Consider the following 12,446-nt stretch of genomic DNA (forward strand, 5'->3'; position numbering starts at 1 on the left):
GCCGGCCCCTCGGGGCCTGAGCGGGAAGCGACCCTGGACCATCCTTCCGGTGTGACGATCGCTTGATCCGATTGGGCGATGTATCCGCGCCGCCCGTCACGGCACGTCGCAGAGCGTGAACTAGGCTCTGAGAACGCCCGCACCGGAAGATCCGGCGGGCTCGCGCGTGCGGTGGGACGGGAGTGTGGCCCGTGACGGATCAGGCGGTGGACGCAGGCGGCGTGAACCTGTCGGGAGTCGACCGGTCACCGGCGGCCACGACGAGCCTCTTCCTGGGCCGCACACGGGAGTTGAAGGAGCTGCGCGCCGACATCGAGCGCGCCGGCCTGGACACCATCTCCGGCCGCAAGGCCCCCCGCGCCCGCGTGCTGCTCATCGCCGGCCGCCCCGGCTCCGGCCGCAGCGCGCTCGCCGGGGAACTGGTCCGGCAGGTCGCCGAGCGTTACCCGGACGGGGTGCTGCGCACCCGGCTCACCGAACCCGACGGCGTCCCCGTCCCCGTCGAGCGCGCCGCCGGCGACCTGCTCGCCGCCCTCGGCCTGCCCGTCCCGCCCGGCGCCGCCGAGGACGAGCTGACCGAGACGCTGCGCACCGCCCTCGCCGAGCGCCGGGTGCTGCTCCTGCTGGACGACGCCGCCGGCGCCGAGCAGGTCGACCCGCTGCTGCCGGACAACGCCGACTGCCTGCTCGTCGCCGTCTCCCGCGGCCCGCTCACCGGCATCGCCGACGTCCGCCCCTGCACCCTCGGCGGCCTGGACGCCAAGTCCGGGGTGGAGCTGCTGGCGCAGCACATCGACCCGGTGCGCATCACGGTGGACCCGCGCGCCGCCGAGTCCCTCGTGGAGGTGTGCCAGGGCCAGCCCGCCGCGCTCACCCTGGCCGGCGGCTGGCTCGCCGCCCACCCCAAGGCGGCCGTCTCCGACCTCGCCAAGCAGCTGCACGCCGACCAGGAGGAGGGCGCCGCGCTCGACCGCGTCCTGCGGTTCGCGCACGACTCCCTGCCCGGCTCCGCGGCCCGGCTGCTGCGGCTGCTCGCCCTCGCCCCGGCCGGCGACGTGGACCCGCAGACCGCCTCCGCGCTGGCCGGCTGCTCGCTGGAGAGCGCCCGGGACCTGCTCGACGACTTCGCCGGCCTCGGCCTGCTGCGGGCCGTGCCCTCGCCGCTGCCGGCCTACGAGGTGCCCGGCTGTCTGCACCCGGGGCTGCTGGCCCTGGCCGAGCGCCGGGAGCGCCCCGCCGAGCTGCAGCTGGCCCGGGCCAGGATGCTGGAGCGGACCGTACGGCTGCTCCAGTCCTGCCGGGCGATCACCGAGACCGACAGCGCCGAGACCCGCGAACGGCTGGGGAACCTGCCGCCCGGCCTGCGCTTCCCGCACCCGCGGGCCGCCGAGGAGTGGCTGCGCGCCCGCCGGCCCGCCCTGCTCGCCGCCGCCCGGCTCGCGGTCGCCGACGGGGAGCTGGACACCCTGGCCCGCCGGCTGATGTCCCAGCTGGTGCGGGCCATGGTCGCCCACCTCGGCACCCAGGCCGCCGCCGGCGACCTCTACGGCGTCCACCGCCTGGTCCTGGACGTGGCCCGGCGCCGCCATCTGCCCCGCGAGCAGGCCGCCGCCCTGCTGAACCTCGCCGATCTCGACGCCCGCACCGGCCGCACCGCCGACGCCCTGGCCCGCTACCGGGCCGCGCTGGACGCCGGACGCGCGGCGAACGACCCGTACGCGACCGGCCGCGCGATGGAATCCGTAGGCGGCGCCCACCAGGAGCTGGGCGACTTCGACCGGGCGGCCGACTGGTTCGGCCGGGCCCTCGCGCAGCGCCTGGCCCGCGACGAACGCGAGGACGCCGCCCGGCTGTACGGCCGGATCGCGACCGCCCACACCTACGCGGGCCGCTACGGCGAGGCGCTGCGCAACTGGCGGGCCGCCGTCGCCGCGCACCGCAAGGCCGGCGATGTCGCCGCCCACGCGCGGGCGTTGAGCGAACTGGCGCGGGTCCAGGAGTACGCGGGGCGGCCCGAGGACTGCCTGCGCACCTGCCAGGAGGCCGTCGAGCTGGCCCGCCGCGCCGAGGACGTACGGCTCCAGGCGGCGCTCCAACTGCGGCTCGCCGACACCCTGGAACGGCTCGGCGATCCGGCCGCCGCGGCGCTGCACCGGGGCGCCGCCGAACGTCTGCTCACCGGCGAGATCCGGCCGTCCGGCGCCGCCGAGGAATCCACGGCGGAGGACGGCCAGGACGGCACATCACAGGAACACGGCGCTAACGCCTGCGAAATCCGCAGCACATCTGCTGAAGATTGATGCAATGAAAGGCTAGACAGCGAGAACACCTTCATTAAACTGGCTCTGCCGCTCGTTCTCCTGCGGTGTCTCCTGGTATGCCCCCGCATGCCGGGGTACGTCTTGTATTGCCCCACATTCCCTGAGCCAAGGACCGTGATCGACGTGAAGGTCGGCATCCCCCGCGAGGTCAAGAACAACGAGTTCCGGGTGGCCATCACCCCCGCCGGCGTGCACGAGCTGGTGCGCAACGGCCACCAGGTCGTCGTCGAGCGGAACGCCGGCGTCGGCTCCTCGATCCCGGACGCGGAGTACGTGGCCGCGGGCGCCGAGATCCTGGAGACGGCCGACGAGGTCTGGGCCGCCGCCGACCTGCTGCTGAAGGTCAAGGAGCCGGTCGCCGAGGAGTACCACCGCCTCCGCAAGGACCAGATCCTCTTCACCTACCTGCACCTGGCCGCCTCCAAGGAGTGCACGGACGCCCTCCTGGAGTCCGGCACCACGGCGATCGCCTACGAGACCGTCGAGCTGCCGAACCGCGCGCTGCCGCTGCTCGCCCCGATGTCCGAGGTCGCGGGCCGCCTCGCCCCGCAGGTCGGCGCCTACCACCTGATGGCCGCCGCGGGCGGCCGCGGCGTGCTGCCGGGCGGCGTCCCGGGCGTGCCGGCCGGCAAGGCCGTCATCATCGGCGGCGGCGTCTCCGGCTGGAACGCCGCGCAGATCGCCATCGGCCTCGGCTTCCACGTGACCCTGCTCGACAAGGACATCAACAAGCTCAAGGAGGCCGACAAGATCTTCGGGACGAAGATCCAGACCGTCGTCTCCAACGCCTTCGAGCTGGAGAAGGCCTGCCTGGACGCCGACCTCGTCGTCGGCGCGGTGCTCATCCCGGGCGCCAAGGCCCCCAAGCTGGTCACCAACGAGCTGGTCTCCCGGATGAAGTCCGGAAGTGTCCTTGTCGACATCGCGATCGACCAGGGCGGCTGCTTCGAGGACTCGCACCCGACCACCCACGCCGAGCCGACCTTCAAGGTCCACGGATCGGTCTTCTACTGCGTCGCCAACATGCCCGGCGCGGTGCCCAACACCTCCACCTACGCGCTGACCAACGCCACGCTGCCGTACATCGTCTCGCTCGCCAACAACGGCTGGGTCGAGGCGCTGCGCCGCGACGCCGCGCTCGCCAAGGGTCTCAACACCCATGACGGCAAGGTCGTTTACAAGGAGGTCGCCGAGGCGCACAACCTGGAGCACGTCGCGCTGGAGACCCTGCTCGGCTGATCGCGCGGCCGCTCCGCCGGCCAAGTCCCCAGGGGCCACAAGGCGATACGTCAACGTGTGTCGTCAACCCCGCACACCCGGCCGGACCTTGCCCGACAAGGTCCGGCCGGGTGTGTGTATGGTCACTTCGCCGCACTCGGCCAACTCGCCTCGAACGCAACCATTCGACCGATTCACGCACCGGTGAAACCTGCTGTGCGACGGTTGTACGCCCTTGACAGGGGGATGTTTCATTGCCGACACATCGGGCCGGGTCCGGCGGATTGTGTTGCTGCGGACGCCCGACACGCCATAGAGTCGCCAAACGTCGGCATGGTGCCACGCTGACCTGTCTAGAAGTTTCCTGGTCACCAAGGAGGTAAGACGACTTGTGAATGAGTCGACATTTTCTCCCGGGGGTGGTCAACCAGGAATGCCTGCGCGGGGCCAGGGCTCCACGGGGCTCGAGGCTGTCGGCTCCGTAGCTGTGCGCACCTTCGCAGCCCACCAGGGTCACCGGTTCCCAGGGGTGACCCAGCCAGGACACCAGAGCATGGATGGCCATCACGTGAACGCCATGGCCGGCGACGGAAGTGGCGCGCCCCACAACCACTTCGCCGACTACGACGAACTGCCCGAGGGGCACTTCTACGACCCCGACGCCGAGTACGAGCCCGATCCGGAGTACGCGGCCACGCTCGCGCCCGACGCGGCCCGCCAGCGCCGTGAGCGCGTCGGCCCGACCGGACGCCCGCTGCCGTACTTCCCGATCCCGGGCCCGCTGACCGATCACGGCCCCGCGAAGATCATCGCGATGTGCAACCAGAAGGGCGGCGTCGGCAAGACGACGTCGACCATCAACCTGGGCGCCGCGCTCGCGGAGTACGGCCGCCGGGTGCTGCTCGTGGACTTCGACCCGCAGGGCGCGCTGTCGGTCGGTCTCGGCGTCAACCCGATGGAGCTGGACCTCACCGTCTACAACCTGCTCATGGAGCGGGGCATGTCCGCGGACGAGGTGCTGCTCAAGACGGCGGTCCCCAACATGGACCTGCTGCCGAGCAACATCGACCTGTCGGCCGCCGAGGTCCAGCTGGTCTCCGAGGTCGCCCGCGAGTCGACGCTCCAGCGCGCGCTGAAGCCGCTGATGGACGACTACGACTACATCGTCATCGACTGCCAGCCCTCGCTCGGCCTGCTCACCGTCAACGCGCTCACCGCGGCGCACAAGGTGATCGTGCCGCTGGAGTGCGAGTTCTTCGCGCTGCGCGGGGTCGCGCTGCTCACCGAGACCATCGAGAAGGTCCAGGAGCGCCTCAACCCCGAGCTGGAGCTGGACGGCATCCTCGCCACGATGTACGACTCGCGCACCGTGCACAGCCGTGAGGTGCTCGCGCGGGTCGTCGAGGCGTTCGACGACCACGTGTACCACACGGTCATCGGGCGCACGGTCCGCTTCCCGGAGACCACGGTCGCCGGTGAGCCGATCACCACGTACGCCTCCAACTCCGTCGGCGCCGCCGCCTACCGCCAGCTCGCCAGGGAGGTGCTCGCCCGGTGTCACGCCGAGTGAGTCTGCCCGGGGCCGACGAACTGTTCCGTACGACAGGGGGGACGGCGCTCCAGGCGTCCACTCCCCGGCGCCAGGCCGGCGGCGAGGGCCGGGTGCCCTCCCCCGCGGGGGAGGCCGATCCCTCCGCCGCCCCGGCGGAGGACGCCCCGCAGTCGGTGCCCGCGCAGGGCGGCGACGGGGACGGCGCGGAGCACGCGGCGGCCGACGCGGAGGCGGGCGGGACCGGTGAGTCCCGCAGCCGCGGCGCGACGGAGGCCGCGGAGCGGTCCGGGCGGCGGGCGGGCGCACCGGAGGGCGCCGCCCCCGCGGCGGCCGCGCCGCGCAAGCGTGGACGGGCGGCGGCCCGGCGGCCCAGCGGGCGCGAACGGCACGACGAGAAGATCACGGTCTACGTCTCCGCCGAGGAGCTGATGGACCTGGAGCACGCGCGCCTGGTGCTGCGCGGCGAGCACGGGCTGGCCGTGGACCGCGGGCGCATCGTCCGCGAGGCGGTAGCGGTCGTCCTCGCCGATCTGGAGACCCGCGGGGACGCCAGCATCCTCGTACGCCGCCTGCGCGGACGGTAGCGGTAGCCTGCGGAGGTCATGACCTCGAACGACGTTCCCCCGGCCGGTCCGGGCCGCAGACGCGCCCTGGGCAGGGGCCCGGGCACGAGCGCCCCACCCCCGCCCACCGCCCCGCCCGAGCCCCCGACGACGCCGGACGAACCGGTCCGACCGGAAGCGCCTACGGCGCCTGAGGGACCTGCGGTGCTCGACGGGCTTGCGGCAGCCGGCGGGCCCGCGGCGCCCGGTGGCCCGGTGCGGGCGGAGTCGCCCGCGGCCCCCGAGGGACCGGCGCGGGCGAAGACGCCCACGGCGCCGGACGGCCCGGAGCCGGTGGAAGCGCCCGCGGCGCCTGCCGAGGCGGCGCCCGACGGGTCGGTGCGGGTTGAGGCGCCTGGGGTGCGCCATGAGCCGGAGGCGGTGGAAGCGCCTACGGCTCCTGCTGAGACGGTGCTCGGCGAGGCGGCGTCTGCCGAGGGGGTACGGCCCGAGGCGCCGACGGCGCCGGCAGCGCCTGCCGATCCGGTGGAGCCGGTGGAGCCGGTGGAACGGCGGCGTTCCGCGACGTCCGCCGTCGGCGCGGGTCCGGAGGCCGGGCCGCGCGCGGCCCGGCCCGAGACCGACGCCCCGGCCACGGCCCGGCAGAAGACCGACCCGGACGCCCCCGGGGTGGGGCTCGCCCCGAACGCCCCCGGGCCGGAAGCCCGCCCGGGCACCTCCCGGCCGCAGGCCGAACCACCCACATCCCGGCCGGAGGCCGCCCCGCGCGCCTCCCGGCTGGAGGCCGAGCCACCCGCCTCCCGGCTGGAGGCCGACGCGCGTACCTCCCGGCTGGGGGCCGAGCCACCCGCGCCCCGGCTGGAGGCCCGCCCGGGCATCTCCCGGCCGCAGGCCGAACCACCCGCCTCCTGGCTGGAGGCCGACCCGGGCACCTCCCGCCTGGAGGCCGAGCCACCCGCGTCCCGGCCGGAGGCCGACCCGCGCACCCACCGGCCGCAGGCCGACGCCCGCAATCCCCAGATGGAGGCTGACCCGCGCACCCCCCGGCCGGAGGCCGACGCCCGCAATTCCTGGCCGGAGGCCGCCCCGCGCGCCTCCCGGCTGGGGGCCGACCCGCCCGCGCCCCGGCTGGAGGCCGAGCCGCCCGCGCCCCGGCTGGAGGCCCGCCCGGGCATCTCCCGGCCGCAGGCCGAACCACCCACATCCCGGCTGGAGGCCGACCCCCGCACCCCCCGGCCGGAGGCCGCTGCCGTCCCGGCGACCGCAGAGGCGGATGGCGGTGAGGCGGGGGACGGGGAGGGGGCCGGGGTTTTCAAGGTGCGGCTCTCCAACTTCGAGGGTCCCTTCGATCTGCTGCTCCAGCTGATCGCCAAGCACAAGCTGGACGTCACCGAGGTCGCGCTGTCGAAGGTGACCGACGAGTTCATGGCGTACATCCGGGCGATGGGGCCGGACTGGGACCTGGACGAGACGACCGAGTTCCTGGTCGTCGCCGCCACGCTGCTCGACCTCAAGGCCGCCCGGCTGCTGCCCGCCGCCGAGGTGGAGGACGAGGCCGACCTCGCCCTGCTGGAGGCCCGCGACCTGCTCTTCGCGCGCCTGCTCCAGTACCGGGCGTACAAGCAGATCGCCGACATCTTCAACCGCCGCCTGGACGAGGAGGCGCGCCGCTACCCCCGTACCGTCGGCCTCGAACCCCACCACGCCGAACTGCTGCCCGAGGTCGTCATCAGCATCGGCCCGGACGGTTTCGCCCGGCTCGCCGTCAAGGCGATGCAGCCGAAGCCCAAGCCGCAGGTGTACGTCGACCACATCCACGCCCCCCTGGTCAGCGTGCAGGAGCAGGCCGCGATCGTGGTGGCCAGGCTGCGCGAGCTGGGCGAGGCGGGCTTTCGCACCCTGGTCGAGGACACCGACGACACCCTGACCGTGGTCGCCCGCTTCCTCGCCCTGCTGGAGCTGTACCGGGAGAAGGCCGTCGCCCTGGAGCAGGAGAGTGCCCTCGGCGAGCTGACCGTGCGCTGGACCGGCGGCGACGGCGACGGTACGCCGCGGGTCACCGACGAGTTCGACCGACCGCCCGAGCGGCCCGAGAAGTCCAAGGAGGAGAACAAGCCGTGAGCGAGGAGACCACCGAGGTCCCGGCGGGGCCGCGCGGCGTCGCCGACCTCGACCTCAAGCCCGCCCTGGAGGCCGTCCTGATGGTCGTGGACGAGCCCGCGACCGAGGAACAGCTGGCGAAGACCCTCCAGCGCCCCCGGCGGCAGATCGCGGACGCCCTGCGCGAGCTGGCCGACGAGTACGCCGCGCAGGGCCGCGGCTTCGAGCTGCGGATGGTCGCCGGCGGCTGGCGCTACTACACCCGCCCCGAGTACGCGGCGGCCGTGGAGACATTCGTCCTGGACGGCCAGCAGGCCCGCCTCACCCAGGCCGCGCTGGAGACCCTGGCCGTGGTCGCCTACCGTCAGCCGGTGAGCCGCAGCAGGGTCTCCGCGGTGCGCGGAGTCAACTGCGACGGAGTGATGCGCACCCTGCTCCAGCGCGGGCTGGTCCAGGAGGCGGGCACGGAACCCGAAACAGGTGCGATCCTGTACACGACGACGAACTACTTCCTGGAGCGGATGGGCCTGCGCGGTCTGGACGAGCTCCCGGAGCTCGCGCCCTTCCTCCCGGAGGCGGAGGCGATCGAGGCCGAGACCCAGGAAGGGGTGCCGTCGTTCGACCCGGACGCCCCCGATGACGGCCCGGGTCCCCGGACGACCGTCCGGGGGTACGACGACGCAGACGACCAGACGGACATTTGATGCGAAGCAGCGGCAGTAACGGCGGACACGGCGGGCGCGGCAACCACCGCGGCGCCGGCAACGACAGGGACGACAAGCAGGGGCAGGGCCGCCCCCGCAGGCCCCGCCCCGAGGAGCGCCGCTACGACGTGGGCCCCGGCGCCACGAAGGACGGCCCGAAGGCGGGCCGCGGCGGAGCGGCCCGCGGCGGCGCCAAGGGCGGCCCCAAGCAGGGCCAGCAGCGCGGCGGCCGCACGGCCCCGGCGCGCTCGCGCGAGTACGAGGCGCGGGCCGAGGAGCGCAACCGCGAGCGCTACGCCGGCAAGAAGGACGTCAAGCTGCCCAAGACCTTCCCGGGCGCCGAGCAGGAGGGCGAGCGGCTCCAGAAGGTCCTCGCCCGCGCCGGCTACGGCTCGCGGCGCGCCTGCGAGGAGCTGATCGAGCAGGCCCGCGTCGAGGTCAACGGCGAGATCGTGCTGGAGCAGGGCAAGCGGGTCGACCCGGAGAAGGACGAGGTCAAGGTCGACGGCCTGACCGTGGCCACGCAGTCGTACCAGTTCTTCTCGCTGAACAAGCCCGCCGGCGTCGTCTCCACCATGGAGGACCCCGAGGGCCGCCAGTGCCTCGGCGACTACGTCACCAACCGCGAGACGCGGCTGTTCCACGTGGGCCGGCTCGACACCGAGACCGAGGGCGTCATCCTGCTCACCAACCACGGCGAGCTGGCGCACCGCCTCACCCACCCCAAGTACGGCGTGCGCAAGACCTACCTCGCGCACATCGTCGGCCCGATCCCGCGCGACCTCGGCAAGCGCCTGAAGGACGGCATCCAGCTGGAGGACGGCTACGCGCGCGCGGACCACTTCCGGGTGGTCGAGCAGACCGGCAAGAACTACCTCGTCGAGGTCACCCTGCACGAGGGCCGCAAGCACATCGTGCGCCGCATGCTCGCCGAGGCGGGCTTCCCCGTCGACAAGCTGGTGCGCACCGCCTTCGGCCCCATCACCCTGGGCGACCAGAAGTCCGGCTGGCTGCGCCGGCTGTCCAACACCGAGGTCGGCATGCTGATGAAGGAAGTCGACCTCTAGGCCTCTAGGCCGCCGGGCCCCTGGACCGGCTCCCGGAGGGCCGAGGCGTGGCGGACCCGGTGCAGGAAGTCCGCCACGCGGCGGTGATCGGGTTCCGCCGGCAGGGGCGTGCGCCCGGCGGCCGTCTCGGCCTCGGCCGCCAGGCGCGCCATCCGGGCCTCGACCCGCGGCCAGGGCACCTCGCCGCGCTTGACCGCCAGCAGGCCCTCGCGCTCCGCGCCCACGTCCACGGTGAGCCGGCCGGTGCGCAGCAGATCGCGGGCGCTGATCAGCAGCCGCAGTAGATGCATGGCGTGCTTCCAGCGCGGGGCGCCGCGCGTGCGCAGATCGGCGTCGAGCTTGCGGCGCTGGCCGAGCGCGTAGCCCGTGAAGCTCTCGTACGCCCTGCGGGACAGGAACGCCTCCCGCAGGGCGAGCAGTTCCCGGCCGGTGGCGTCGGCGTGCTCGACGAGCGTGGAGTGCAGGCACTCCAGGATGTTGGGGTTGGCGCGCAGGGCCAGTTCGCAGAAGCGTTCCAGCTCCCAGCTGAACTGCTCGGGCAGCGGGCCGTCCACGTGCGCGGGCGGCTTGTCGAAACGCCAGAACAGCGCGGTGGGGGCGACGTAGACGCCCCGGCGGTCGGTGTCGCTGTCGTCCGTGGCCAGCCCGAAGGCGCGCGAGCCCGTCACACAGGCGTAGATCGTGTGGTCGCGTACCAGGTCCTCGGGCTGCATGGCCCGGAGCGTACGCGCACCCTCACGTCAGGCGGATGGAATTTCCCGCCACCTCGATCTTCTTCGGGGCCAGCGGATGGGTCGCCGGGCCCTGCGCCACCGTGCCGTCGGCGATGTGGAACATGCTGCCGTGGCAGGGGCAGTCGATGGTGCCGTCCGCGACCTTGGCCACCGTGCAGCCCTGGTGGGTGCAGACCGCCGAGAAGGCCTTGAACTCGCCCTTCTTCGGCTGGGTGACGACGATCTTGTGCTCGGCGAAGACCTTGCCGCCGCCGACGGGGATGTCGCTCGTGCCGGCCAGCTCCTGCGCCATGGCGCTCTGCGCGGCGGAGGTGGCCGCGGCGGGGGAGGAGGCCGGCGCCGAGGCGGCGGGGGACCGCTCGGTCGAACCGGTGTCGGACGAGTTCGAGTCGCTGCAACCGGCGGCCACGAGCGCCGCCGCGCCCGTCGCGAGAACCGTGCGCCGGGACGATCCGGTCGATCCCTGAGTCATGCCGTCGCTCCGAGGGGTGCCGAGGAGGAAGATCGCTCCGAGTGGAGCGGCAGCATCCTCCCATCGATAAGTCCCAGGACGAAGCAAATCGGCAGCGAGTACCGCGAATGGTTCTTTTCCCTCCCTTTGCCCGCGGCATCCCGTCCCGGCCCGTAGCCTCCCGCCTGCGGCCGCGGCGTCTCAGCGGCCGGGCGGCGCACGCCCGCCGCACCGCGGCTGACTAGGCTGGGCGCCCGAGTCCGACACCCATGTCAGCAAGGAGCAGCGCCGTGGCGGTACGAGCGGTCCGGGGAGCCGTCCAGCTGGAGCGGGACGAGGCCGGTCATATGAGCGAGCAGGTGGAGGCCCTGCTCACCGCCGTCCTGGAACGGAACGGCCTGACCGCCGACGACCTGATCAGCATCTGGTTCACGGCCACCCCCGATCTGCACAGCGACTTCCCGGCCGCCGCGGCCCGCCGGCTCGGCATCCTCGACGTCCCGCTGATCTGCGCGCAGGAACTGGACATCGAGGGCGCCATGCCGCGCGTGGTGCGCGTCCTCGCGCACATCGAGTCCGACCGGCCGCGCTCCGAGATCGCCCACGTCTACCTCGGCGCCGCCGCCGCCCTGCGCAAGGACATCGCCCAGTGAGGACCGCACTCGTCATCGGCACCGGCCTCATCGGCACCTCCGCCGCCCTGGCCCTGACCGCGCGCGGCGTCACCGTGCACCTGGCCGACCACGACCCCGGACAGGCCCGTACGGCCGCCGCGCTCGGCGCCGGCACGGACGAGGCCCCGGACGGGCCGGTGGACCTCGCGATCGTGGCCGCCCCGCCGGCGTACGTGGCCGACGTCCTCGCCGACACCATGCGCCGGGGCGTGGCCCGCGGCTACCTGGACGTGGCCAGCGTCAAGGGCGGCCCGCGCCGCGAACTGCAGGCGCTGGGCCTGGACCTGACCGGCTACATCGGCACCCATCCCATGTCGGGCCGGGAGAAGTCCGGCCCGCTGGCCGCGTCCGCCGACCTCTTCGAGGGCCGCCCCTGGGTGCTCACCCCGACCCGCGACACCGACACCGAGGTCCTGAACCTCGCCCTGGAGCTGGTCTCGCACTGCCGTGCGGTGCCCGTCGTCATGGACGCCGACGCCCACGACCGCGCCGTCGCCCTGGTCTCGCACATGCCGCACCTGGTCTCCAGCATGGTCGCCGCGCGCCTGGAGCACGCCGAGGAGGCCGCCGTACGGCTGTGCGGGCAGGGCATCCGGGACGTGACCCGGATCGCCGCCTCCGACCCGCGGATGTGGATCGACATCCTCTCCGCCAACCCCGGGCCGGTCGCCGACCTGCTCTCCGACGTCGCCGCCGATCTGGAGGAGGCGGTGCGGTCGCTGCGCGCGCTGCAGTCCGCCGACCAGGACGAGCGGCGCGAGGGCGTCGCCGGCATCGAGGACGTGCTGCGCCGGGGCAACGCCGGCCAGGTCCGGGTGCCCGGCAAGCACGGGGCCGCGCCGCGGGCGTACGAGGCGGTCGTCGTCCTCATCGACGACCAGCCCGGCCAGCTGGCCCGCATCTTCGCCGACGCCGGGCTGGCCGGCGTCAACATCGAGGACGTGCGCATCGAGCACGCGACGGGACAGCAGGCGGGCCTGGTCCAGCTCCTGGTCGAGCCGAAAGCCGTCCCGGTCCTCACCGCGGCCCTCCGCGAACGGGGCTGGTCGGTCCGCCAGTAGC

11 protein-coding genes are annotated in these 12,446 nt (G+C 73.8%); 9 read left to right on the top strand and 2 right to left on the bottom strand.

Translation table 11 applies throughout. From position 1 onward, the window contains the following. Positions 1–191: 191 nt before the first annotated feature. From K7787_RS02210 to K7787_RS02240, 7 genes are all read left to right on the top strand, one after another. Positions 192–2,300, top strand: coding sequence for a tetratricopeptide repeat protein (locus K7787_RS02210; protein WP_223000328.1), 2,109 nt, complete (start codon positions 192–194; stop codon positions 2,298–2,300). Positions 2,301–2,435: 135 nt separating this feature from the next. Then, entirely contained in the window at positions 2,436–3,560 is a 1,125-nt protein-coding gene (gene ald / locus K7787_RS02215; protein WP_043260638.1) for an alanine dehydrogenase, read from the top strand. Positions 3,561–3,972: 412 nt separating this feature from the next. Continuing rightward, positions 3,973–5,109, top strand: coding sequence for a ParA family protein (locus tag K7787_RS02220; protein WP_078511996.1), 1,137 nt, complete (start codon positions 3,973–3,975; stop codon positions 5,107–5,109). After that, entirely contained in the window at positions 5,094–5,675 is a 582-nt protein-coding gene (locus tag K7787_RS02225) for a hypothetical protein (protein WP_161282641.1), read from the top strand. Before K7787_RS02220 ends, K7787_RS02225 begins: the two co-directional genes overlap by 16 nt. Before the next feature lie 999 nt (positions 5,676–6,674). Beyond that, positions 6,675–7,775 (top strand): segregation and condensation protein A, encoded by a 1,101-nt coding sequence (locus tag K7787_RS02230; protein ID WP_247720490.1) that lies wholly within the window; start codon positions 6,675–6,677, stop codon positions 7,773–7,775. Further along, a complete protein-coding gene (gene scpB / locus K7787_RS02235) occupies positions 7,772–8,458 on the top strand; it encodes an SMC-Scp complex subunit ScpB (RefSeq protein WP_009187857.1) in 687 nt (228 codons plus the stop codon). Before K7787_RS02230 ends, scpB begins: the two co-directional genes overlap by 4 nt. Beyond that, positions 8,458–9,525, top strand: coding sequence for a pseudouridine synthase (locus K7787_RS02240; protein ID WP_164391892.1), 1,068 nt, complete (start codon positions 8,458–8,460; stop codon positions 9,523–9,525). The genes scpB and K7787_RS02240 overlap by 1 nt, the downstream gene beginning before the upstream one ends. On the opposite strand, the gene K7787_RS02245 is transcribed toward K7787_RS02240, so the two are convergent. Continuing rightward, positions 9,522–10,238, bottom strand: coding sequence for a nucleotidyltransferase domain-containing protein (locus tag K7787_RS02245; RefSeq protein WP_223000329.1), 717 nt, complete (start codon positions 10,236–10,238; stop codon positions 9,522–9,524). The genes K7787_RS02240 and K7787_RS02245 overlap by 4 nt on opposite strands. A 22-nt stretch (positions 10,239–10,260) precedes the next feature. Continuing rightward, on the bottom strand, positions 10,261–10,731 hold the full coding sequence (locus K7787_RS02250; RefSeq protein ID WP_223000330.1) for a Rieske (2Fe-2S) protein: 471 nt from the start codon (positions 10,729–10,731) through the stop codon (positions 10,261–10,263). A gap of 269 nt (positions 10,732–11,000) precedes the next feature. Between K7787_RS02250 and aroH the strand changes: the two genes are divergently transcribed. After that, positions 11,001–11,363, top strand: a complete 363-nt coding sequence (gene aroH / locus K7787_RS02255; protein ID WP_223000331.1) for a chorismate mutase — start codon at positions 11,001–11,003, stop codon at positions 11,361–11,363. Beyond that, entirely contained in the window at positions 11,360–12,445 is a 1,086-nt protein-coding gene (locus K7787_RS02260) for a prephenate dehydrogenase (protein ID WP_223000332.1), read from the top strand. Before aroH ends, K7787_RS02260 begins: the two co-directional genes overlap by 4 nt. Position 12,446 lies beyond the last annotated feature (1 nt).

This window comes from Streptomyces sennicomposti (genome assembly GCF_019890635.1).
GTDB lineage: Bacteria > Actinomycetota > Actinomycetes > Streptomycetales > Streptomycetaceae > Streptomyces > Streptomyces sennicomposti.